The organism is Wolbachia endosymbiont (group A) of Beris morrisii, assembly GCF_964028185.1.
GTDB lineage: Bacteria > Pseudomonadota > Alphaproteobacteria > Rickettsiales > Anaplasmataceae > Wolbachia.
Genome location: NZ_OZ034760.1, coordinates 1,151,945 through 1,176,842 on the forward strand (window position 1 = coordinate 1,151,945; position 24,898 = coordinate 1,176,842).

The following is a 24,898-nucleotide window of genomic DNA, read 5'->3' on the forward strand; positions in this document are numbered from 1 at the left end:
ACTTATCAATTAGCTCCTGTTCATCTGTAGTTAATGGTATTTCTAGCTTCGCTAACAGTGAGTCTTCTAGAAAAAGATAATCACTTGAACTACAGCTCTAATCCTCGTCTTCTGGGTCACAATCACTCGGTTCAGTAGAAATTATCTGATTATCGTCACCGGAGCTATTTGAACAATCATCTACCGAACCATCAGGTGTTGTTGAATTCCCTTCATTTTCACGAGAATCATCTGAATAATAGTCCGAATCCTCTTCTGTGTTACAATCACTCAATTTAACAGACTCTATCTGACTATCATCACCAGAGCTATTTGAACAATCGTTTCTTTCACCTACCGAACTATCAGGTGTTGCCGGATTCCCTTCATTTTCATAAGAATCATCTAAATCATAACCCAAATCCTTCAAAGCTTGACGGCACTCATGTTCAGTAACATATTCAAATGGAGTCTTTTCACTTCGATCTTGCACATTTGAATCAGCTCCTGCTTTTAAAAGAAATCCTATACCGTTAGTATCGTTACGTTCAGCAACGTAATGTAACAGAGTTTTTCCATTTTGGTTCTGTATATTTGGATCAGCTCCTGCTTCTAGAAGAAACATTATATGTTGAATATTATTGGGAGGATCTAATAGATTGCTATTGCTTGCTAACTGACCTAAAATGTTACGTAATTTTTCATTTAATTCCTTGTTTGGTACCCCACCATGCATATTCTATAACCATTACTCACTAATTCTTCAGTGATTACTGTAATATATAGATAAGTCAATAAAAAAATACACCTTTCCTTCTTCAGTTCTAAAATATTGTCAAAAGGCTCAAAAAGATGAGTTAAAATAAAAAGAAGAATAGTGGAAGTTTAGTTGTTTACACTTTCATGCTATGCCCATAACATCATATATTACTTAACCTTGCAATAATTTTTTTATTCTTGCTGCTTCTTCAAACTCTAAATTTTCAGCATGCTCTATCATTTGCTTTCTCAAATCATCCTTATTAGTATTTACTTTTGGTTCTGCTATTGCCCTCTCCTGTAAGGTGTTTGATATAGGTTTTATTATAGTCTTTGGGACAATATTGTGCAATATATTATGTTCTTCTTGTTTTTTTCTTCTTCTTTCGGTCTCTCTTAATGCACGATCTAAAGAACCAGTGATTTTATCTGCATATAAAATTACTCTACCTTCAGCATTACGTGCAGCACGACCGATCGTTTGAATTAATGAAGTTGCCGATCGCAAAAATCCTTCTTTATCAGCATCCAAAATTGCAACTAACCCACACTCTGGAATATCAAGACCTTCCCTAAGCAAGTTAACACCTACTAGAACATCGATTTCTTTAGATCTTAATTTACATATAATTTCTATTCTCTCCAGCGCACCAATATCCGAATGCAAATAACTCACTCTCATATTCAATTCACTCATATATTCAGCTAAATTTTCAGCCATTTTTTTCGTCAATGTAGTGATTAAAACACAAAATCCCTTCCCTATTGTCACTTGTGCCTCATGAATTACATCATCAATTTGACTCTCTATTGGTTTCACAATGCAGATTGGGTCTGTAAGCCCTGTTGGACGGATAACTTGCTCTATAAATACATTATTGGTCTTTGCCAACTCATACTTTCCGGGAGTGGCTGAAATGTAAACAGTCTGCGGCCTAACTTCCTCCCATTCTTCAAATTTTAATGGACGATTATCAAAAGCGGAAGGGAGCCTGAAGCCATAGTCAATCAATTTCTTTTTACGCGCCTCATTACCACTGTACATCGCACCAACCTGAGGAACGGTGACATGACTCTCATCAACAAATAAAATTACGTCTTTGGGTAAATATTCAAACAAAGTAGGCGGTGGATCCCCAGCTTCCATTCCATAGAGATAACGCGAATAATTTTCAATACCTTTACATATTCCTGTTGTTCTCATCATTTCGATATCAAAATTAGTGCGTTGCTCGAGGCGCTTTGCTTCAATAATCTTGTTTTGCGAGTAGTAATAATCCAAGCGTTCATGCAGCTCTTTTTTGATTAGCTGAGCTGCCTGCAACAAGGTCTCACGTGATGTAATGTGATAGCTATTTGGAAAAATGGTGATTTTATCTATGCGTTTGATAACATTGCCGGTCATAGCATCAATTTCAAAAATTTCTTCTACTTCATCGCCAAATAACGATAAACGCCAAGCTTTACTTTCATAATGGGAAGGAAATATATCAACAATATCGCCGCGCACTCTAAAATATCCTCTCTCAAACCTGGCATCAGAGCGCTTGTATTGGAGATCAGTTAAGTTGCTCAGGAAATCATTAATACGAATTTCATTTCCAACACTAAGCGTTATGGTCATGCTGAGGTAGCTTTCAGGCGAGCCAAGACCGTATATACAGGAAACACTGGCAACTACGATCGTATCCCTGCGCTCCAAAAGGGAGCAAACGGCAGAATAACGCAGCATGTCAATTCTTTCGTTGATTGCGGAGTCTTTTTCGATATAAGTATCAGTTTGTGGCAAATAGGCTTCGGGCTGGTAGTAATCATAATAAGAAATGAAGTATCCAACAGCATTATTGGGAAACAATCCTTTCATTTCCTCATAAAGCTGTGCTGCTAAAGTTTTATTGTGTGCCATAATTAATGCAGGCCTATTTGTTCTTGCAATAACATTTGCCATAGTAAAAGTTTTCCCAGAACCAGTAACTCCAAGCAAAACCTGATCTCTTTTATTGCTATTTAGCCCTGCAATTAAGCCATCGATTGCTTGTGGTTGATCTCCATCTGGTTGAAAATGTGTAGTGATTTGAAATTCCATGAGTTCTACCTACTATGTTTTCATAATGTGTTTATTATTGTATAATACACTTGCTAGTGTAAATAAGGTATGAAAGTGAATGTAAATAGATGTAAGAAATTCTATTTTTTCCTTTTATAGAGTTTGCTCCAAACTTTATTGTTAGTTAATACAAAAAACACTGTTAAAATTATAAAATACGCCACTACTTTTAATCCAAGTTTATGCCTGCGCTCTAATTCTGGCTCTCCTGCCCATTGTAAAAAATTTACCACGTCATATGCCATATTTTCAACTGTGGCTTGTCTTGCACCATCATATTCCACCATTCCTTCAGAAAGTGGTGGCGCCATAGCTAATCTGCCTGTTGGAAAATACGAATTAAAATATAAATCATTTTCATCGTGTTCGCCGTTTTGATAGCCTGTTAACAGTGAATAGACATAATTTGCACCATCATGCCTTGCTTTAATAATTAACGATAAGTCTGGTGGAACAGCACCATTATTGCTTGCTGCAGCTGCTTCTTTTGAATCAAAAGGCGCAATAAAATAGTCTGAAGGTACTCCAGGTCTGTCAAACATTTCACCCATATCATTTGGGCCATCTTTAACTTGGTAAGAAGCCGCAATCTGTTTTACATCTTCTTCAGAAAAACCGATGTCTTGCAAATTACGAAATGCTACTCTATTCATTGAATGACAAGCAGCACAGACTTCCTTATATACCTTGTAGCCACGTTGAATTGATTCTCTATCGAAAGACCCAGTAATTCCATCACATTTCCAGTCCATTTTTTTATTTGGTGATGGTTTAAAATCTTCTGCATACACAAAATTAGTAAGGAATAATGCACAAAACACAGCCAATATATTTTTAACCAGCATTATTTCATCTCCGGCACAGAATCACTTAAGGTTTTTGGTGGTTCTTCTGGCTTTTCATATTTACTAAGCAGTGGTAAAATTATTACAAAGTATGCAAAATAATAAAGAGTGGATAGCCTACTCATAGTGATGTAAGGCTCTTTCACCTCTTGTCCTCCAAGCCAGGCAAGAAGTGCAAAATTTATTGCAAAAACCCAAAAAAATTTCTTGAATACCGGGCGGTAAGCACCACTTTTAACTTTTGATCTATCAAGCCAAGGTAACAGAAACCAAACTAAAATAGATGCAAACATAGTAAGCACACCAGTAAGTTTATCTGGAATTGAACGTAGCATTGCATAAAAAGGTAAAAAATACCACTCTGGCACTATATGTACCGGAGTTACCATAGAGTCAGCTTCTATATAATTGTCTGGATGCCCAAGATAATTGGGAGCATAAAAAACAAATGCAAACAAAGCTACAAAAAACAGACCAAAAGTTATGCAATCCTTGACTATATAATAAGGATAGAGAGGAATGGTATCCTTATCTGATTTTACCTCCACTCCACTTGGGTTACCAGAGCCAAACCTATGCAGAGCTATCACATGAAGCATAGCTAAAGCAATAATAACAAAAGGCAGAAGATAATGCAGAGCGAAAAAACGGTTAAGTGTTGGGTTATCCACTGAAAAACCACCCCATAACCATATAACTATTTTATTGCCAATTAAAGGTATAGCAGAAAATAAGTTGGTTATAACTGTTGCACCCCAGAAACTCATTTGCCCCCAAGGCAATACATATCCCATAAAGGCAGTTGCCATCATTGCAAAAAATATAAATATACCAACAAACCACACCATCTCCCGTGGCTTCTTGTAAGATCCGTAATATAACCCACGCATTATATGAACATAGACTACCATAAAGAAGAGCGATGCCCCGACAGCATGAGTGTAGCGTATCAGCCATCCATAGTTCACGTCACGCATTATACGCTCCACGCTATTAAACGCATAATCAACATGCGGAGTGTAGTGCATAGCAAGAAATATACCTGTTATTATTTGTAAAATTAGCGCTATACCAGCCAAAGAGCCAAAATTCCAAGCATAATTTAAGTTTTTTGGCACTTGGTAAGAAGCAGTGTGCCTTAGAAAAGAAAATATAGGCAGTCTATATTCTATCCACCCTAATATGCCTTTTTCTTCTTTTATTGTTTCTTTTTTGTTATCTTCCTGCATAACTTAAAGTTTTTTGAATATTGCTATCTTTAACTCATTTTATTGTAGCAGCTTATCCTCTACGCACAATAAAAAGTTTAAAGTAATACTAATTACTACTTCTTTAGCAACCTATCACGTGCTGCGTTTAATTTTTGTGCAAAATACTCTGAGCCTCCCTTATCTGGGTGAACTAATTTCATTAAATTTTGATATGCTTTATTGATTTCATTTTGACTGGCCTCAGGATTCAGCCCCAGTATCTTTAATGCTTCATCTTTGGACATGTTATCACCAGTGTAATTTTCAGTATAACTTCTACTGCTATCAAATTCGTTCAAAAACTTACTCAATATAGAGTTCATCATGAAACTTACGTTATTTTTTTTTGTCAGGAAGAGAAAAAATACAAAAACACTAGGCAGAATAAATGTAATCACTATGAATATCAGAAAAAGGAAAAAGATGAATGACATGTATATTTTTTTATCATTTTATGATTAAATAGTAACAATTATAATCGTCATGGTAAATAACATGTTCATTCAGATTGAAGAAACACCTAATCCAAACACACTGAAATTTCTTCCTGGATTTGCAATTCTAAACGAAGGAGAAACGGCTGATTTTTCAAATGCAGATGAAATAAAAAACTCCAAGTTAGCAGCAAATCTTTTTCAAATAGAACATGTGGTAAGAGTGTTTTTTGGCCATGATTTTATTTCAGTAACAAAATTGGGTGGAATTAATTGGGATACATTAAAAGTAGAAATTTTAACTACAATCATGGATCACTTTACTTCAGGTGGAAAAGCGCTAGATAAAGAAGGAGTGAATGATCCAGATGAAGAATTTTTTGATAAAAATGATATAGAAATTGTAAATAGAATAAAAGAATTGATGGAAAGTTACATCAAACCTGCAGTTGCTCAAGATGGTGGCGATATCAAATTTCGTGGCTATAAAGATGGAATAGTTTATGTTGAGTTACAAGGAGCTTGCTCTGGATGCCCAAGTGCTGCAATTACCCTCAAGCAAGGAGTGCAGAATATGCTGAGCTACCACATACCAGAGGTTGCAGGTATAGAGACCACACTATGACTAATCAAACGGTTAGAGGAACAAAAGATCTCCTGTTTGATGAATGGTACAAGTTTAAACACATAGAGCAAATAGCAAGCAGAATCTCAAGTCTATATGGCTTTTTGCCTGCTCAAACTCCGATATTTGAATATACGGAAGTTTTCACAAAGACTTTAGGTGATAGCTCAGACATCATCAATAAAGAGATGTACACCTTTAATGATAAAGGAGGAAAGAGCATAACTTTACGTCCTGAGTTCACTGCAGCGATTGTCAGGCTACTCATTGAAAAAAAACTGCAAACACCGATAAAATTATTCTCAACAGGACCTGCATTTCGCTATGAAAGACCGCAAAAGGGAAGACAAAGGCAATTTCATCAGATAAATTTTGAGATTTTTGGCATAGAAGATCCAAAAGCTGATATTGAATTGATATCACTCGCTCAGCACTTACTAACTAAATTTGGCATCAATAAAAATGTAAAGCTGGAAATCAACTCTTTAGGTGATGGTGAAACAATAACTAAATATAGAGAAGCTTTGATCTTATACTTTACAAAGTACCAAAATGATCTATCAGAAGATAGCAAAAATAGGTTGATCAAAAATCCACTCAGAATACTAGATTCTAAGGATGAGAAAGATAGATTAATAATCTCTGGTGCACCTAAAATCAGCAATTATTATACGAAAGAGTCCTCAGATTTCTTTGAACAAATACTAAATGGATTAACAATTCTTGATACACCTTATACCGTAAACAATAAACTAGTTCGAGGTTTGGATTATTATTGCCACACAGTGTTTGAGTTTGTCACAGAAGATTTAGGTGCACAAGGGGCAGTTTTTGCCGGTGGAAGATACGATAATCTAGTATCTTCAGTAGGTGGAAAACACACTCCAGCAATAGGATTTGCAGGAGGTATTGAACGCATAATGGAGTTAATCAATTATTCTCCGAAAGAAGAGCGACCTATTTACCTAATTCCGATCGGCAGAGAGGCTGATGAACATGCTCTAACACTTGCAAATGAATTGCGCAGAAATGGTTTATATGTAATCTATGAATATAGCGGAGCGCTTAAAACCCGAATGAAAAAAGCAAATCAAGCAAATGCTAAAGCTGCCTTAATTTTTGGTGATGAAGAATTGAGTAGTAAAACTTTAAAGATTAAAAACATGGATACAGGTGAAGAAAAAATAATTGCTCGCGATAACACAATAGAAAACATCTAATTAGGAGCAATGCAAATGTTTTTCTCAGTCAGCTATAGAAGAAAATTCGTCTGCACAAGAATTTTTCATAGCATTCAATGTATCATAATCTGTAAAATCTAATTTTACTGGTGTGATAGTAATAAATCCTTCTTTTATTTTATTTACACTACCACTGCCTGAGTGCTCTCGAGACCAATTTAAGCTAAAAGAGCCATTCGAATTTTCAGTAAAAGTTAAATCCCCATCAATGTTATATTCACCTTGTTCAGCAAATTCTACTCCTTTTACTTTTTCCGTAGCAGGAAAATTTACACTCATCACTATGTTTTTAGGCCAACCAACCTTAACTAGCTTGGCAATAACCTTTGGTGCAAAAACCTTTGTATTGTGCCAGTCTATTTTATCATGATAAACTTGGCTCAGCGCAATAGAAGGTATAGACCTTGCAGCACCTTCCATTACAGCACCAATTGTTCCTGAATAACAAATATCGTCCCCGACATTTGATCCAATATTTACTCCGGACAATATTAAGTCTGGTTTTTTATTCATAACTTTATTTAGCGCAATAATGACACAATCTGCAGGAGTACCAGACACACTAAATTCCCTTTCACTATGTTGGTTTATTCCAATAGATTGTTTCACTGGATAATCAAGAGATCTTGCAGCCCCGCTTCTATCAGTATCTGGTGCCACTATCCATATTTCTGACGCAAAATTCCGTGCAATCTCTTTGAGTAATTTTATTCCTTCACTTCCAAAACCATCATCGTTTGTTATTAATATTATCATATACAATACTCAGCTATACAGTTCCAAATTATGTAAATCACTGGCTGTAAATAAACTCATGAGGCTTTAAGTTTCTTTGCATAACTATGAACTGTAACAAAGAACCTGCTGTTAATCAATAGATTTCTTGCACAGGCCATAACTGTCATTACAATAGAAACGAAAAAACTTGCTTGACACCCTTTGCCAGCCCTCTTATCATGAAACTGAAGCTATTGTATTTGCTTTCGCCAATCTGCAGATTAAAAGGTAAGGATTACTTAATGTATCGGCGTCTTATGTTCAATTTTTTGCAGTATATAGATACTGTATGTCTTTACAAAACTTCATCTACATCTAGATTTTTATCTAAATAAGCTGAACGCGCTTATAAAGCGTTACAAGACATCAAAAAATGCCAATACTCGACAGAGATAGTAAAAGACTAGCTAACTCGGGGATTCTTTGTCTTTTTTTCTGCTTAGTAAATTTCTTAAACATTTGCAGCGTAGGTTAGTTGCAATTAAAAGCAGCTGAATCTCGCTTGTCAAGCGTTTAAAACATAAAAAACGCCAATATTTTAAAGCGGATAATAACCACGGGGCTTCTTTTGCCTTTTTTTTCGTTTGGTAAATTTCTTAACGTTTGTAGCTAACATGAAGCTAAGTACGAACTTTGTTAAACACAACAAATGGTGTCATCCCAGTGCTCCTTTTTTTGTCATCCCAGTGCCCAGACACTGGGATCCAGGAAAGTTTGCTTGTGAGCAAGCAAACTATCATAGAAAGTGGTTACAACGTTTTCGATGAGATTGCAGAAAGGCTGGATCCCAGTGTCTGGGCACTGGGATGACACCGTCTTGGATGGAAATCAGTGTCGGAGCACTGGGATGACACCCTGACAATCGTCATCCCGCTGCTTGTTAGCGGGATCTCTTGTTAGCGGCTGAGATACCGCGAATGAATCGCGGTATGACATGTTGCTTGGGTCAGCTATAGTATTTCTTAAAATTAATAATAAATTTCTTGGCTAGCAAGAAGCTGTAAATTTTTTTGCGAGACCTAAGCCGCTTTTGATATAGCTAAAGGTTTACTGACAATCGTCTCATTCCACTACCTGCTGACTTACTTTCTGCTTAGCATATCCATCAAATCAGATTCTTTGAGTTTACTATGGTCAACTTTACTGAACTTATTCACTATAGAGCTCATTTGATTATACTGCTTAATTAGAAGATTAACGTCAGTTACACTTGTTCCGGACCCCTTAGAAATTCTAAGTCTTCTTTTGCCATTTAAAATATCTGGATTTTGCCTTTCCTTTTCAGTCATTGAGTTTATGATGGCTATATATTTTTTCACTTTATTGTCATCTGGCACACCGCTGCTTAGCTTTTTTGTGAATGAACTAGGAATGAATTTCATTATGTTGCTAATACCATCCATTTTATTGAGAGTTTTTAACATTCCCACTAGGTCATTTAGGTCGAATTTACCCTTTTTTACTTTCTTTTGTAACTTATCAATTTCTTCCTGACCAACAATCTCAGCAGCTTTTTCAACCAATGATACAACATCACCCATGCTAAGTATCCTTTTTGCAATTCTATCGGGATAAAAATCATCGAGGTCACTTAATTTTTCACCACAAGCAATAAATTTAATTGGACAATCGGTGATCATTTTCATAGAAAGAGCAGCACCACCACGTGCATCACCATCAACGCGGGTGAGAATAATGCCGGTTACACCTATTACCTCATTGAATGATTTGGCAATGTTGACCGCATCCTGGCCTATCATTGCGTCGGCTACTAAAATAACTTCTGCAGGTGAAGCTATTTCCTTTACGGCTTTCAACTCATTCATCATATTATTGTCAATATGAAGCCTGCCTGCGGTGTCTAGTATTAATACATCATAATTATCGTTCTTTGCTGCTGCCAGTGCCCTTTTTGTAATTGCAATAGGCCCCTCATTTATTACTGTAGGTAAAGTTTGTACGTCTATCTGTTTACCCAGCACCTCAAGTTGTTTTTGGGCAGCCGGCCTATAAATGTCTAAAGAGGCAAGCATCACTTTTTTCTTTTGCTTTTTTAGCTTGAAAGCAAGCTTTCCTGAGGTAGTTGTTTTACCTGCACCTTGTAAGCCCACCATCATAATCACAGCAGGGGGTTTAACTGCTAGATTTAAGTCACTTTTCTCTGATCCGAGAACTGCAACTAAATTATCCTGCACAATTTTAATTATCATTTGTGCTGGAGAAACACTTTTTATGACTTTTTCCCCAATCACTTTATCTTTAATGTCGTTGATGAATTTTTTTGCAACTTCAAGTGAAACGTCAGCTTCAATTAAGGCTATGCGTATTTCACGCATGGCAAGATTAAAATCATCTTCAGAAATGATCGACTTTCCTCTTAGTTTACTAAATACAGAATTTAAACTTTCAGTTAACGATTTAAACATAATAGCGTTAGTAGAATACTCATTAAAAAGAGAGAAGAAGCTGAAACAAAACTCACTGAGTTATAACCCAGCACTTCTTTAAGTTTAGTAATATTATTAAAGTATAAACTAGTAAGTGAATTAGTCAAGTTTTGCACTACGCTGGCAAATATTTCTCTAGTTTTAGAGACTAACTGATTGAACAGCAAGATAATATAGGATATGAAAGCTCTAAAAATCCAATCAACATCCATTTTAAAATTTACTCTCGGGTAAAATAACTTGCGTAAAGGAATAAACAATAAAGTGGTACATAGTAACAAATTAAATTGCGACAAAATATTTTTTGTGTTGTACACAAAATCGAAAATCGAAGGTTTATTGTAAATAGGTAAGTAAGGATTGCCAGCGATTACGCATATAAATGCTAAAATGATCATAGTCATTTTGCCCCCCCTCTCTGCTAACGGTTTTGACTTACTTTTTGCAATAAATAAGTAATAAAGAAACTTTAGCCCCACGCTTAAATGAAGCAGCAAATTTAGAACCTTATATAAATTTTTATACCCTTTTAAGGCAACAGTGTTCATTTCAATTTCAGCTGTGATATATGATTTACTGATAAATCCAGCGGTTCCAGGAAATGCAGCCATTGTAAGTATTGCGATTATAGCACACATGCCTTCCACTGACATCAGTTCACCTACTCCATTAAAACTAATTGTTTTTGTTCGTGAAATAATCGAATTGCTGACCACAAACAATAATGATTGATAAACAAGAGAGAAGATTATATGCAGTATCAAAATTGGTATTGCCTTTTCCGAAGGGCTAAGTAAACCTCCTGCAATAATCAGCAAGCCCATTTGTCCTACAACGTTATAGCATAAAAATCTACGAATATTTTGCTCAAGAGAAGCAAATATAATGCTGTAAATTGCAGTGATGGCGCCTACAAGCGCTAATATTTCAGTACAATCTTGCCATAGGTTATAAGTGTGTAAAAGCATCACTAAAAAAGAGACTTTAGTGGTAAATAAAGAGAGATATGTAGTGCCATGTAGCGATGCAGCAGGATATGCATCAACAACCCAAAACGAAAAAGGAAAACAAGCGCAGTTTATCAATAAACCCAAAATTATCAGGTTAGTGCTTTGAAGTGCCAATCCTGCTATTAATATAACTCCAACGAAAAAGTGTACACAGGCGTACCTTATTGCAGGTCCACTATCTCTACAGCCAGCTGCGATAGTAAAAAATGCACTGACGGTCATTAATTCACAGAATATTATAACCAATATCATATGTTCAGATAAAACTGCATAAAGTGAACTAATAGTGTAAGCAGCAAAAGATAGCATCTCTGAAAAAGTCAAATTTTGTGCTGGTAGAACAGCTAAAAATGCAACTGATAAAAAAGATATTAGTATGATACGAAAAGATAAATCAAAATCTAGAATTGGGAGAGACCAATTTACTGCAATGCTCAAATTTTCAGGTAATTTTAGGACTATAACTATTAATATAGTCAGTAGGAGTAACAGTGACGATTTACAAAGTTGCACAATAATTTAAACCAATATGGTTTATGCTATCTCAATATATGAATAAAATCAATTTGCATATTAACCACTAATTAAACTAATTATCATATAATTATATCAGAGTTTAGAGGGTTATAGAGAAACCGGTCAGATTAGGTTTTTAATCTAATCTGACCGATAGCTTTAATAGTGAGGTAAGCTTTAATATAGCATTCTTAATTCATAATGCTACACTCGTGCATAATTTATTTTTAATTTGTGCACGAGCGTTAGTAAATTATTTACTTTTTGAAATAAAATTTGGCATCACTTTAATATCCAGACTTAGTAAACCTCAGTAGGGCATCCAGTTGGGCCCATAAGAATTATTTGCTCGCCTTCTCTTAAGTGTCTGCATAAACCAGTGGAACCGCCGATTTCCAGCACAATAGTGGAAATAATTCCTTTTTTTTTGTCTACTTCAGTGCCAGTTACAGCTATACCTTCCATAGCGAGGTTAGTTTTTTTGCTATTGGTTTCAAAATTTTGCAACCTAAAGAATTGTCCAGGTTTAAAATTCTTTGCCGCAAGTGGTGCTTTGATCACTATTTCCACAACTTTGTCTGTTAAATATTGAACTTTTATAACCTTTGCAGTGAATTGCTCTTTGATTTTATTGAAAAATTCTTTGTTAGCCAGATCTTCAACGCTTGACCACGCATTTTTTTTCTGGATCTCAGTGTCAGCTACTTGGATGACATCTTTTTTGGTAAAAGTTACTCTTACATTACAACATTCATACAATTGTGCATATGACTCCGAGATTCTAGCTGGAGTGACAGAAACGAAGCTATTAACTCTATTCAAAAGCTGGGAAATAATAGGGTAGCCGTTCTTAGCACTTGCCATAGCTTTCACGACGCTGCCGCTATACGAAGGATGAAGATCACCAAAAAAGCTAATTGTTTTATTGCCTTGCTTATACACTAATATTCTATCTTTATTTTGCATTTTAGGAGAAAATATTGGATCTATTTCTTTTCCTGATGAATTCAAATGAGTAAAATACCCATTACTTAATTTAAAATGCTTTTTATCTTCTGTTGCAATAACCGTATTTGGCTCAGTACCTGCTGCTATAAAAATAGAACGTGCTTTCATGCATTTGATTTCGCCGGATTTTGTGTCTATCAGTTTTATTGATTCAGCATGGTTATATTTATCCGTCACAACTTCAACTGGCTCTAAGTTTTCAATAAAGTAAATCCCTTCTGATAATGCGTTTTGCACCTCTTCGCTATTTAATCGATAACTTGGCGAGTCTTTCAGCTCTTTTCTATATACAACTTTCACTCCCCCAAGACTCTGCATTAACTCTAATATTTTTATTTCTCTACTCTCTTTTTTTGCTAACTCTTGCTCTGCTTGGATCAACTTTGCGTGCGATATAAATTCATTCGCAATTTCATGTTCTTCTTCTGTCCAATCTTTTTCAACATAGTCTTTTCCATATTTACCAACTAATATCTCATAACGAAGAAGAAATTTTTTTACTTGAATTGGATAATACGCTAAAGCTTCAGTGGCAGTGTCAATCGCAGTAAGCCCCGCACCTATGACAACTATCGGCATGCGAACTTGCAGATTTGCTATAGAATCGAATTTAAGAGCGCCAGTCAGTTGTAACGACATAAGAAAGTCAGATGCCATACGCACTCCTCGAGCTAGTATATTCTTTATTTTGATCATTCGTGGCTTGCCAGAGCCAAGTGCTAGGGCAATGTGATCAAAACCCAAGTTGAAAGCATCATCAACATTAATCGTGCCACCAAAACGAATGCCTCCATAAAGTGCGAAATTCTCACGTCTTTCCAGCAGTAATCTAATAATCTTTAAGTAATTCTTATCCCACCGAGAAGTAATGCCATATTCTGCCACCCCACCAAACCCTCCTGCCATGCGTTCACTCAATTTTTCGTGTTTGAAATCTTTAATTAGCTGGAAATTATCGATCAAAGGCTCAATTTTTAGTCCATCAATGGCAATAACGTTATGCCCATCATTCAACAAATGATGAGCTAAATTAAAACCAGCAGGACCAAGGCCTACAACTAGAACGTTTTTTCCAGTGTTTACTCTTGGCAATGGACGCTGAAAATTTAAAGGATTCCAACGGCTGAGCAGAGAATATATTTCAAGTCCGTACGGTAAACTGAGCACATCATCCAGAATCTTTGTTTCAACCATTGGCACATTTACAGGCTCTTGTTTCTGATATATGCACGAGTTCATGCAGTCATTGCATATTCTGTGCCCAGTGGCTGCACATAGCGGATTATCTATCATCACAATTGCAAGACTTGCTATGCTGTACCCTTCGCTTTTCACCAGATTCATTTCTGATATTTTCTGCTCTAGTGGGCAGCCGTGCAGCTCAACTCTAAGTGGAGACTTTTTGAAAGTGTTGTCATCATTGATTAGCCCCTTTGAGCAGCTGTCCTTACTTTGCTTATGACAAAATATGCAGTAGTGAGCATTATCTAGTGCTTTATTCAAACTCACCTTTTTGCTTGTTAGATCAAAACCATATCGTCTTTTTACTTCATTTGAATGCAGCACTTCAACTTTGTCTACTTCTTTTTTAGAAAATGGTATGAGGTTTTCGTGGTCGATTTTTTTATGAATACTGAATAATATACTCTGTTTATTTTTTACTCTCCACACTGCATATTGTGCTGCAAGTTCTATTTCTTCTTTGTGATTTTCTTTATCTTCAAACCAATGCATCACCTGCTCAGCAAAATTTTTTTCTGTTGTTGGCAAAGTGAGAAAATGACTTAGTCTGTTAGTAATATCTATATTCGCCACATTAGTGTATTTCTTCAATGCGTAGCGTTGGACAAATAACCTTTTACATTTATATATTACAGCAAAGTCATTGTGTTTTTTCTTTAGCTCTTCTATTTCTTTTTCAATGTTGAAAAGTTTTGCAATAAACTCGTCAAATAAATATGAGAGGTCTATTATTAACTGGCTATCACCAATCTGATTTTTCCTTGCTTCAATTAATGAACAAAACAAGCTTTCATCACATGATTTAATATAATTCAAAAATGTCTCATCCAATTTTATTAATCCACTGCGAGTATATAGACTAGAAAATGAGATATTAAGCTGCATTATACAGTATGCACACTGTCTTTTGTATATTACGTATTTTGTAGCATAGCTAAAATCGTTGCCTCTGCAACCTTTTCTTCACCAACATACGCAATACACTCAAATTTACATGCACTTAAACGTGCGTTTTTAACATTAGCTTGAAGAATCAGTGTGTCCCCTGGAGTGACTGGCTTTCTGAATTTTGCATTTTCAATAGACATAAAGTAAATAGCTTTGTTTTCTATTGTACCTTGACTTTCTTTACCAAGAACACATATAGCAGATGCTTGAGCTAGAGATTCAATTATCAAGACTCCGGGCATTATTGGATGACCAGGGAAATGGCCAATAAAAAATGGCTCATTGAAAGTCACATTTTTGATTGCTTTTATACTTTTACCAGGATCACACTCTATAACCCTATCTACTAAGAGAAACGGATAAGAATGTGGTAGTATTTTTATAATATCACTGATATTAAATTGCATAAGCCTACTCAATGCCTTTTAAAGCAAATTCAGGTATTTCCTTGTTTATATTGTTTAATACCATATCCGATAAATCAACTTCATCCATAGAGTATAAAACTTGGTTCTTTTTTGAAATAAATAGTACCAAATCTATGTTGTTTTTTTCTGCCGTTTTTTTAGCAACTTCTTTTATCTTGTTAAAAACACTCTCTACTGCATCTCTATAACTTTCTTCTAAATACAACATTTTTTCAGCGTAAGCATCTCTAGCATTTACAGTATGCTTATTAAACTGTTCTGTCTTTTCCTTTTTTGCTTCTTCTGACAAAAGTTCAAATTCTTCTTTTGATGGCTTAAGTTTTTCTAACTCACTTTCAAATTCTTGTTGTAATCTAGAATTCTGCTCCTTTATTTGTTGTTGTATGTTTTGCAGAGCAAGAGATTCATTGATGACTTTGTCACTATCAATAATTGCAGCTTTTGTGTTCTGAGGCCGATATTCTATAAACTTATACCCCACAAATAAGGAAATAATTAAGGCAATAACTGATATAAATAACTGTATATATTTCATTCAAATCCCCGCTTCAATAGAAAATTTAACATTTGGTGATGGTATTATATCATAAGATTCCTTTACTAAAGGAAACCCAAAATCTAATCTAAGTCTACCAAAAGGAGAAGGCATTGAAAAGCCAAAACCTGGTGACACTCTTATAAGCTTACTATCATTATATGGATCTTTATATTTCCCATTTTTATCATCTAAGCCGAAAAGTGCTGCATAGTCAACAAATAATGAGCCTTTGATACCAGCATAGTCATATAGTTTTGGTAGTGGAAAATCTACTTGCTGTGTTAAATTAAAATAAGTTTTGCCTCCTAGTGAGCTTTTATTTTTGTTTTCTGTTCTTGGTCCAATACCGGAAAGGTCAAATCCTCTAATTTCATTACCACCTTTAAAAAAGTGCTGGCCAATGTTTAGATCTTCATCGGTATAAGAAAAAATATGACCTGCTGCCATCTTAAAGCGTAGTATTATGCTATCGTCAATTTTACTTAATATAGGATGCGTGTAAAAAGACAAGAACTCAGATTTTAGGAAGTTTACATTCCCTCCCAATCCTGAAATATCCTGACTTAAGCGCAGTAAATACCCTTCTTTTGGAGTATAGAGGTTATCCAGTTTATTATACGCTAATGTGTATCCTACTGATGAAATCTGATGTTCACCTTCTTGCCCCTTTATTATATCAGAGATGTCATTGTCTTTTCCATCCTTATTATCCATATGTATACGGTTATACTTGTAAGAGTAGCGAATGGAATTAGTTAAGTTTTCTATAACTTTGTATGATAATTTTGTTGAAAATCCCATGTCACAACTGTCGAAGCTAGTGTGTGGTTTATCTTGTTTTTCATAAAATACGCCCACACCTAGTGATGTATCAGAATCGTTAAAATTATTTTCAACAACCTCTACATTAGTAGAAAGTGAATATTGATTTTTCTCAAGAGCAAAAGAGAGCTCTTTACCACTACCAAATAAATTACGATCTGTGAAATCAGTTTTTACAAATGCTCCACCAGGAAAGGACATACCTCCTGCTAAAGATAATGAAGCAGTTCTTTTTTCTTTAACATTTAAGTCAAGATTTACTGCATTGTCATTAACTGCGTAACTATTTACTTTTACTGTTTCAAAAAAATCACTACTCATTAGTTTTTTACGTGATTTTTGAATCTCAGATATATTGTACGCATCACCTTCTGCTATACTTAGCTTACTTCTGATCACCTTATCTAAAGTGCGATCGTTACCATCAATTGTAATTTGATTTATATAAATCTTTTTACCCGGCAGCACTCTGTAGGTCACATCTACAACATTGTCACGTTGTACATACTCTGGATTAACTTTTGCAAATATATATCCTTTCTCATTTAAATACTTGTTTATTTTTTCTACTGTATTATTAATTTTAACTCTATTAAATATCTTATCGTTTTCCTCTGTTATAAAGTCCAATATTTCTTCTTTTAGGCTTAAATCCTGAATTTCAGTTTCAATATTAACCTCATTATTTCCAAACAAATATTGCTGTCCTTCGTCAATCAAAAAAGTCAACTCTATCTGATTGTTATTATCAACCTCAACAATCGGTTGAATATTATTTTGAATATATCCTTTAGATGAATAAAAACGATCGAGCAATTCTGTGTTAATCAATAAATATTGTGGTGAATAACGAGTTCCGCCCTTAAAAATGGCTCTAAATAACTTACTAAATATGTCATTACTATGCACTTTAATAGCTTGCTCTAGCTCGGTTTCAGAAAAGTTTTTGTTACCTATAAATCTTATATCCTTAATTTTAGAGGTTTTACCTTCTTTTATTTTGAAAATTAGATTGACCCTATTACCATCGAGCTTCTCCAACTCATATTCAATTTTAACGCCGACTTTGCCATTATTTCTATAAGTAGTAACTAAATTCATTAAATCGCTTTGCAATTTTGTTTCAGTGAAAATAGTTAGCGATTTTGACTGAATCACATTATTTAGTAACTCTTTGCTATTAAATAACTTATTACTCTTTAATATTATCTTGTTAATTAGTGGATTCTCTTGAATTTTTACTACTAAATTTTTTTCATCATCAACATAAGCGTTAACACTAGCAAACAACTTTGTTTTATATAGATCTTTTATAATTGAGTCTATATCATCGTCGTTTATATAATCGCCAGGTTTTAGTTTTATATAAAAACCTATTGTCTGGTTGCTTACCCTCTCATTACCAATACATTTGACATCTTTCACCTGCACTTTTTCCTTATTTTCTAAAGCAACAAGTAGAGCGGGAAAAATTACTATTAATAATATGTAAAGTAGCTTTTTCATGTTTATTTTAAAAAAGACTCCTAATATCATTCGAAATTGCAATTGCCATAAGCAAAAACAATACGGAAGCACCAAAAGTAGCTGCATATTTTTGATATTTCAAACTTAAATCCCTGCGTATAACTGCTTCTATAATATAGTGAAATAAATGCCCACCATCCAATAGTGGAATTGGCAGCAAGTTAATTGCAGCTAAATTAGCTGAAATAATTGCCATGAAATACACAACCATAATGACCCCCTTTTTAGCTGATTGCCCTGAATACTTTGCGATTTTTATTGGCCCACCTATTTCATTGATACTCCTTTTACCAACAATAATTTGAAAGAGAGCTTTGATCGTTAAGCACATAGTGTGGTAAGTTTCACTTACTGATAAGCTCACAGCCCCAAGAAAAGACGACTGCTTTAATGTATTGACTGAAGTAATCCCTATCATTTCTCTTTCTACTTTGTTACCAAAATCGTCCTTACCCTCTATTATTAACGGAGTGAGGCTAGTTCTGTGCTCTGCATTATTTCTAGTATACTCAATTTCCATTTTTGTCTTAGGGTTTGACATTATCACACGTGAAATATCTTCAAAGTATTTTATTTTATGCTCATTGATTTGTGTAATAGTGTCACCTGGCAACAAACCAGCTTGCTTGGCTGCACTGCCTTCGACTACATTTCCGATAATCGGTGGAGTGTGATAATAGCCTTTAATGCTGAAAAACATTGTAAAAGCGATAACAGCGAGTACCATGTTTGCAAATGGTCCTGCAAAAACCACTGCTGCCTTTTGATGACGCGGCTTTGTATGGAATGAATATAATCTTTCTTCGTTAGTCAATTTTTGCTGATCAGCTGGAACGCTTGCTGCATTAGTATCCCCTAGCATTTTAACGTAGCCACCCAGTGGAACAGCACTTAATTTCCATCTAGTTCCAGACTTATCGTTAAAACCAAAAATTTCAGGACCAAAGCCTATAGAAAAAGATTCAACTTTAACTTTGCATGCTTTAGCAACAATATAATGCCCATATTCATGCACAAACACTATAACAGAAATGATTAAGGCAAATGACAAAAAACAATATATTCCATCGCCAAACTGATGAATGAAATTCGAAATTAACTCCACCTGTATATTTAGATCTTAACAAAATGTTAAGTATATTAAAACGCGCCTCGCTTGACAAGTATTTAGTTTAACTTTTAAATTAAAAAAAGTTTAATTGTAATGACAGATACCTCACTACTCAGAAGAAAATTAATGTATAGAAGCTGGCATAGGGGTTGCAAAGAAACCGATATACTTTTAGGGCATTTCGCATTGAAATATCTTGATAAATTTTCCTTAAGCGAACTAATCGAATACGAAAAAATAGTTGATCTTGATGATTACGAATTATATTGTTACATAACTCGTAAGACAAACCTCCCTCCTGGCTTAAATAGTCAGATAGTCAATTTAATTGCTTGCTTTATTGAAGCTAATCCTTTATGCACTCAAGATTAGTGATAATCTTATTTACCTTATCTAGTACCTCAGTATATTCTATTCTTTTCTCGTTTCTATACTTTTCGCGCTCTTGATTTGCTTCATCCAACCGCTTTGTTAATTCTAAAATTTTATCCTCAAGAATTAGTGCTGCAAGTAAGAAATTTAATGCATCCGAACCCTTACCTCCAGTTTTTTGAGATACAGAACCAACTAGCTTGTCAAAACTATTAGCAAGGCGTAATAAATGGCTCTTCTTCCCACTTTCGCAAGATATTTTATATGTGTTATTACGTATAACTATTTCTACTACTTGCATATGGTGCTAAAAATTTCTATCGTACAGTATAAACTCAAACCCCTACTTTCATCTTATTTATGGTATAAATTTTTATTCATTTATCAAATCAGATAATTTTTTACTGCTACGAAAATATGTTTTAAAGTATTGATTCTTTGTAAACTTCTGTAACATTAAATGGCTTGTTTCTTTCAAGTTATAACTTCTAACTGAAAAAGAACCAAATCCCCTAATTTCAACTCTATTATGATGTTTCAATGTGTTTGAAAGTATTCCAAAAAATCTATCAACTATAGCTGCTATAACAATCTTATCTAAAAAAGGATGTCTTTTTGCTACCCTCGCTATTATATCAGACTTTGTTGCCATTTATATGAAGCCAAAATAAGTAAACCTTATCACTTAGCAGATAATACTATGTTATATTCTTCAACACCCAATACTTCAACTTCTATTTTTTCTGATATAGAGAACTTTTTATTTTCCGGTAAATGTTCTTGATCTATTAGAAGGGTTACATCGTTCTCAACTTCAACGACTAGTCCATTATCTTCTCTCTTACCTACAATAACCTGTATTTTATCGCCTACCTTAACTTTCTTTATCAGTTCTTCAAGAGGATCATACTCTATTTGTTTTATTCCAAGATAAATTCTTGCCCGATTCACGTTAGCCCTTATCACTTTTGCTTCTATTTTATCACCTACATTATACTTCTTTATCTCATCTGAGCTATTTTTAGACCAACTTAAATCTTTCACATATATTGTCCCTTCTACGTTCTCATCTATTTCAGAACCATTGAAAGCAACAGATATATATGAGCCGGTATTATTCTTAATCTCACCAGAAACAATAGAACCAGGAGGATACTTATTGACAAATACTTGCCAAGGATTATCTATACACCTTTTCATGCTTAAACTCATCCTATTCTTAGCAATGTCAATACTGAGAATTTTTACATATACTTCTTGTCCCCTTGTTACGAGACTACTAACTGGTAAATTGCTCTTAACCCAAGTTATTTCCGATGAGTGCACTAAACCTTCAATCCCAGGTCTAAGCTCAACAAACAATCCATAATCTTCTATACTTGTTACATGACCCTTATGCACACTATCAACCGGATATTTTGACTCTGCATCTTGCCAAGGGCTATCTTCTAGCTGCTTTACACCTAAGGAAACTTTCGCATTTTCCTTATCTATTTTTATAATTTTAACTTTTATAGCCTGGCCATAAGCAAAAACTGCAGATGGATGACTTACTCTACTCCAAGAGATATCTGTAATATGTAGCAACCCATCTATAACTCCCACTGCATCTGATTCATGAATACCAACAAATACACCGTAATGAGTGATGCTTTTTATTTTTCCTTCTATTATATCGCCTTCATTTAAAGATTCTAAAAATTTAATTTTTTCACCAGCGTGCAATTTTTCTAACACCAGCTTTCTTGATACTACAATATTACCTTGCTTCTTATCCATTTTAAGCACGATGAACTTTTGTTCAGTTTCAATAAGGTGCTTCGCATCTTTTACTTGCTTCAAATCCACATGACTCAGCGGTAAAAAAGCGCTTATTCCGTCACCAAGATCAACAATAAAACCACATTTAATTGAGCGTTTAATAACTCCGTTTACTTCAGCTCTTGTAACTGTATCTTCTTCCAACTTATTCCATTTTTCGTCCCTAATTGCTTTTTCACGGCTAAGAACAACATTACCATGATAATCTTCAATTCTTTCCACATAAACTCTAATTTTCGAGCCAATAATGACCTCATCATTACAACCGAGTTCCTTGATCAGAATTCTCCCGTCAGACTTTAAACCAATATCAATCACAACGTCGTTAGGGTTTATTCTTGTAATTACACCTTCTACCACATCTCCTTCTTTAATTTTGTTAACAAAAGAATCTTCAAACAAGGCATTATCTTGATCCTCAAATTGGCCTTGACATATCTCTTCTATAAACTTGTTTGATGATAGCTTTCTGATAGTAACCGGTAGATTTACAACTGGATTATTATTATTCATACCTTTAATTTAAACTTTATTAGAACTCATATATTATATAATATTAATAATTATTGACAAGTAATTTTTCATTAATTCATTTCGAGAATTGTTTAAGCTATGTAAAATATAGTGAGAAAATTATATATGTATCAAGAATATGCTATTTAAGAATAGCAAGTGGATTAGATCGTTCTCCAGAAGGTCCAGGCTAAAACCGGATGTTGATGAAATATTGGAAAGATATTCTATTCAAAACAGCAAGGAATCTATAGAGAAGATTGTAAATTCACAAAAAAGAATATGGGTAGAAATAGGCTTTGGCAACGGTGAAAATATGCTTCACCAGATGCTCAATGAACCTGATCTATTGTTTATAGGATGTGAGCCCTACTTAAAGGGGGTTTCTCGCTTGCTAACAAACATAGAAATACAAAACATAAAAAACATTTTAATATGGACAGAAGATGCAAGAGAATTGATTGCAAATTTTCCGGACAACAGTGTTGAAAGACTCTTTATTCTCTTTCCAGATCCATGGCCAAAAAGAAGTCACAATAAAAGACGATTAATTAATACGGAATTTTTAAATTTATTAGCAAAAAAAATACTTATAACAGGGGAAATATTCATTGCAACCGATCATCAGGACTATGCAGAGTGGATAGCATCACATATAAAGCAGTGTAACTCTTTAATCTATAGGGAAGACGATTTCACAAGTTATACTCTTACAAAATACCACAGAAGAGCGCTCAAAGATCAGCGTAAAGTGAGGTTCTTTAAAGTAAGTGTTATTAATAATTTGCAGACTATGGATCAATAGAGTTTTTGCATATCTCTTTTACGTTAACTATAGATTAAAAATAATAAAAAAAGAGGGAGAAATAGAGTAAATTCCTTTAACTACTTCTCCTTATGAAGGAATAGACTTCTTGCATAACCCAAACTAAGTAGAAAAAAGGTACAAGGATGATGTCATTCCAGTGCTTGACACTGGAATCCAGGAAAGTTTGCTTATGAGCAAGCAAACTGATTTGGTGAGTATAAAAGTATAGCTTCTACGTCATGCCGCCACGGTATCTCAGCCGCTAACAAGCAGCGGGATGACAGCAGTCCTACGTCATACCGCCGCGGCGCTAACACGTAGCGGGATGACGGTTGTCAGGGTGTCATCCCAGTGCCTTGACACATAGCTGTACAAACGTTTTCGGCTTGACTCACCAGTGGGTGTCATTCCAGTGCTTGACACTGGGATGACACCCTTCACTACCCTTCACGGGCTCTTTTAGCTACAAGTATTAAGAAATTTACCAAACGAAAAAAAAGGCAAAAGAAGCCCCGATTAATATCTATTTTAGAACATTGGCGTTTTTTAAGTCTTAAACACTGCAATTTAGCTGCTTTTAAATGCAACTCACCTTAGTTTGAATGTTTAAGAAATTTACTAAGCAGAAAAAAAGGCAAAAGATATCCCGTATTAGCTAGTTGTCACTCTCTAATCCTGCAAATTGGCGTGCTATACTGTCTTAAACGCTTTATAAGCGCGTTTCAGCTTATATAGGTAAAAACCCAGAAATGTTGTGAAGACGTAGGGTGCGCATAGTGCAAAAAATTAAAAATAAGACGCCAATTACGTAATACTGTTGTCGTTTAATCTGCACAGATTGAAGATAAATGAATACCTTCAGTATCATGATAAGGGGGCTGGCGAAGCTTGTCAAGGAAGTTTTTCGTTTCTATTCCCAATAAAAGTTCGTTACATGGTTATGCAAGAAGTTTAATAGCAAATTTTTAAGTTTCTCTTTAACTCTTTAACCAGCGGGCTCCCATGAGGAGAGGAGAATAAAGGTCTTTTTTCATAGATATCTTAACACTTTTTTCTTTTTCTGTAGTTGGCGGACGAGTAAGAAAGTGAACCTTTGGTGCACCACTAATTATTGCCATTGGTGTTTGCTCTGCCCCTTCTCCCATAACTAAAACAGCAGATGTTGCCAGTGCATCAAGAAGATTGACTTGTGTTACTTGCAGTGGTTGATTATAAAGATCTGGCTTGCCTATATAGGAATAAAGTGGTTCAAATCCACACCAACCAAGAGCAACGCCCGTAACCCCACGACGCATAGGTGTTACATTACTATCTGTAATCAAAATACCAAGATGTTTTATGCAGTGTTTTGTCTTGAGATAGTTCCATATCGACAGAGCTGTTTTCTGAACATCTTTTGGATATAGAATATACACCTCATTACCATTTGATTCATCAATACCAGCAGATGGAATTAAGATATTATCTTTAATCGTTAAACAGATACTATGAGCCACATCAACAATTGCATCAGCTTCTCTTTTGATTAGCTCTTCTTTAGAACAAGCAGTTTTGCAAACCACCTGTTTTTGACAAACAGAAATGATTTTTGATGTGATAGCAAGAACAACTTCCTCTCTTAGCAACTCTGAAACATAGCGATCAAGAACCTGCTCTAATACTTCTCCACATTCAATGCGGTGGGTATAAATTGCTTTAACATACATACTATTACATCAAAAAGTTTCTCATAAAAGCCCTCTTACCTGTTGTTTTAGTTGGCATAATTTA

Annotated in this window: 22 protein-coding genes; 5 read left to right on the top strand and 17 right to left on the bottom strand. The window is 34.8% G+C overall.

All coding sequences use genetic code 11. From position 1 onward, the window contains the following. Window positions 1-97: 97 nt before the first annotated feature. The 5 genes from ABWU69_RS06005 to ABWU69_RS06025 all read right to left on the bottom strand — a co-directional run bounded on the left by ABWU69_RS06005 (window position 98) and on the right by ABWU69_RS06025 (window position 5,338). On the bottom strand, window positions 98-715 hold the full coding sequence (locus ABWU69_RS06005) for an ankyrin repeat domain-containing protein (RefSeq protein WP_353285076.1): 618 nt from the start codon (window positions 713-715) through the stop codon (window positions 98-100). A gap of 195 nt (window positions 716-910) precedes the next feature. Beyond that, entirely contained in the window at window positions 911-2,824 is a 1,914-nt protein-coding gene (uvrB, locus tag ABWU69_RS06010) for an excinuclease ABC subunit UvrB (RefSeq protein ID WP_265035122.1), read from the bottom strand. 101 nt (window positions 2,825-2,925) lie between these two features. Next, on the bottom strand, window positions 2,926-3,690 hold the full coding sequence (locus ABWU69_RS06015) for a cytochrome c1 (RefSeq protein WP_265035121.1): 765 nt from the start codon (window positions 3,688-3,690) through the stop codon (window positions 2,926-2,928). Further along, window positions 3,690-4,919, bottom strand: coding sequence for a cytochrome b (locus ABWU69_RS06020; RefSeq protein WP_265035119.1), 1,230 nt, complete (start codon window positions 4,917-4,919; stop codon window positions 3,690-3,692). The genes ABWU69_RS06015 and ABWU69_RS06020 overlap by 1 nt, the downstream gene beginning before the upstream one ends. 95 nt (window positions 4,920-5,014) lie before the next feature. Then, window positions 5,015-5,338: a DnaJ domain-containing protein gene (locus tag ABWU69_RS06025; protein ID WP_353285077.1), complete on the bottom strand. Its 324-nt coding sequence runs from the start codon at window positions 5,336-5,338 to the stop codon at window positions 5,015-5,017. A 97-nt stretch (window positions 5,339-5,435) separates the two neighbouring features. Between ABWU69_RS06025 and ABWU69_RS06030 the strand changes: the two genes are divergently transcribed. Together ABWU69_RS06030 and hisS are read left to right on the top strand one after the other, a co-directional pair. Continuing rightward, the gene (locus ABWU69_RS06030) at window positions 5,436-5,999 is read left to right on the top strand and encodes a NifU family protein (protein WP_353285078.1); all 564 of its coding nucleotides are present in this window, start codon (window positions 5,436-5,438) and stop codon (window positions 5,997-5,999) included. Continuing rightward, window positions 5,996-7,219 carry a histidine--tRNA ligase gene (hisS, locus tag ABWU69_RS06035; RefSeq protein WP_353285079.1) on the top strand — a complete coding sequence of 408 codons (1,224 nt, stop codon included), beginning with the start codon at window positions 5,996-5,998 and terminating at the stop codon, window positions 7,217-7,219. Before ABWU69_RS06030 ends, hisS begins: the two co-directional genes overlap by 4 nt. 24 nt (window positions 7,220-7,243) lie before the next feature. Here the strand turns inward: hisS and surE are convergent, their stop codons facing one another. Then, a complete protein-coding gene (surE, locus tag ABWU69_RS06040) occupies window positions 7,244-7,996 on the bottom strand; it encodes a 5'/3'-nucleotidase SurE (RefSeq protein ID WP_353282690.1) in 753 nt (250 codons plus the stop codon). A gap of 654 nt (window positions 7,997-8,650) precedes the next feature. Here surE and ABWU69_RS06045 point away from each other — a divergent pair. Continuing rightward, a complete protein-coding gene (locus tag ABWU69_RS06045) occupies window positions 8,651-8,827 on the top strand; it encodes a hypothetical protein (protein WP_265035502.1) in 177 nt (58 codons plus the stop codon). Between the two features lie 272 nt (window positions 8,828-9,099). On the opposite strand, the gene ffh is transcribed toward ABWU69_RS06045, so the two are convergent. The 7 genes from ffh to rseP all read right to left on the bottom strand — a co-directional run bounded on the left by ffh (window position 9,100) and on the right by rseP (window position 19,608). Next, window positions 9,100-10,443, bottom strand: coding sequence for a signal recognition particle protein (ffh, locus tag ABWU69_RS06050; protein WP_265025778.1), 1,344 nt, complete (start codon window positions 10,441-10,443; stop codon window positions 9,100-9,102). Next, window positions 10,428-11,987 carry a proton-conducting transporter membrane subunit gene (locus ABWU69_RS06055; protein ID WP_265035111.1) on the bottom strand — a complete coding sequence of 520 codons (1,560 nt, stop codon included), beginning with the start codon at window positions 11,985-11,987 and terminating at the stop codon, window positions 10,428-10,430. Before ABWU69_RS06055 ends, ffh begins: the two co-directional genes overlap by 16 nt. A 303-nt stretch (window positions 11,988-12,290) precedes the next feature. Further along, window positions 12,291-15,125, bottom strand: a complete 2,835-nt coding sequence (locus ABWU69_RS06060) for an FAD-dependent oxidoreductase (protein ID WP_353285080.1) — start codon at window positions 15,123-15,125, stop codon at window positions 12,291-12,293. Window positions 15,126-15,154: 29 nt separating this feature from the next. Continuing rightward, window positions 15,155-15,595: a 3-hydroxyacyl-ACP dehydratase FabZ gene (gene fabZ, locus ABWU69_RS06065; protein WP_064125117.1), complete on the bottom strand. Its 441-nt coding sequence runs from the start codon at window positions 15,593-15,595 to the stop codon at window positions 15,155-15,157. Window positions 15,596-15,599: 4 nt separating this feature from the next. Continuing rightward, window positions 15,600-16,151 carry an OmpH family outer membrane protein gene (locus ABWU69_RS06070; RefSeq protein ID WP_265035106.1) on the bottom strand — a complete coding sequence of 184 codons (552 nt, stop codon included), beginning with the start codon at window positions 16,149-16,151 and terminating at the stop codon, window positions 15,600-15,602. Then, on the bottom strand, window positions 16,152-18,482 hold the full coding sequence (gene bamA / locus ABWU69_RS06075; RefSeq protein ID WP_353285439.1) for an outer membrane protein assembly factor BamA: 2,331 nt from the start codon (window positions 18,480-18,482) through the stop codon (window positions 16,152-16,154). Window positions 18,483-18,489: 7 nt separating this feature from the next. Continuing rightward, complete coding sequence (gene rseP, locus ABWU69_RS06080; RefSeq protein ID WP_265035102.1) at window positions 18,490-19,608, bottom strand: RIP metalloprotease RseP; 1,119 nt, start codon at window positions 19,606-19,608, stop codon at window positions 18,490-18,492. Between the two features lie 99 nt (window positions 19,609-19,707). On the opposite strand from rseP, the gene ABWU69_RS06085 reads away from it, so the two are divergent. After that, the gene (locus tag ABWU69_RS06085; protein ID WP_182158663.1) at window positions 19,708-19,986 is read left to right on the top strand and encodes a succinate dehydrogenase assembly factor 2; all 279 of its coding nucleotides are present in this window, start codon (window positions 19,708-19,710) and stop codon (window positions 19,984-19,986) included. On the opposite strand, the gene ABWU69_RS06090 is transcribed toward ABWU69_RS06085, so the two are convergent. The 3 genes from ABWU69_RS06090 to ABWU69_RS06100 all read right to left on the bottom strand — a co-directional run bounded on the left by ABWU69_RS06090 (window position 19,961) and on the right by ABWU69_RS06100 (window position 22,320). Next, window positions 19,961-20,287: a cell division protein ZapA gene (locus ABWU69_RS06090; protein ID WP_250295111.1), complete on the bottom strand. Its 327-nt coding sequence runs from the start codon at window positions 20,285-20,287 to the stop codon at window positions 19,961-19,963. The two genes, ABWU69_RS06085 and ABWU69_RS06090, sit on opposite strands and share 26 nt — an antisense overlap. Before the next feature lie 72 nt (window positions 20,288-20,359). Beyond that, window positions 20,360-20,638: an HU family DNA-binding protein gene (locus ABWU69_RS06095; protein WP_265025786.1), complete on the bottom strand. Its 279-nt coding sequence runs from the start codon at window positions 20,636-20,638 to the stop codon at window positions 20,360-20,362. A 29-nt stretch (window positions 20,639-20,667) separates the two neighbouring features. Further along, window positions 20,668-22,320 (bottom strand): 30S ribosomal protein S1, encoded by a 1,653-nt coding sequence (locus tag ABWU69_RS06100; RefSeq protein ID WP_353285081.1) that lies wholly within the window; start codon window positions 22,318-22,320, stop codon window positions 20,668-20,670. Window positions 22,321-22,459: 139 nt separating this feature from the next. Here ABWU69_RS06100 and trmB point away from each other — a divergent pair, with 139 nt between their 5' ends. Next, window positions 22,460-23,125 (top strand): tRNA (guanosine(46)-N7)-methyltransferase TrmB, encoded by a 666-nt coding sequence (trmB, locus tag ABWU69_RS06105; RefSeq protein WP_265035098.1) that lies wholly within the window; start codon window positions 22,460-22,462, stop codon window positions 23,123-23,125. A gap of 980 nt (window positions 23,126-24,105) precedes the next feature. On the opposite strand, the gene ABWU69_RS06110 is transcribed toward trmB, so the two are convergent. After that, window positions 24,106-24,834: a putative folate metabolism gamma-glutamate ligase gene (locus ABWU69_RS06110; RefSeq protein WP_265035096.1), complete on the bottom strand. Its 729-nt coding sequence runs from the start codon at window positions 24,832-24,834 to the stop codon at window positions 24,106-24,108. Between the last annotated feature and the right edge of the window lie 64 nt (window positions 24,835-24,898).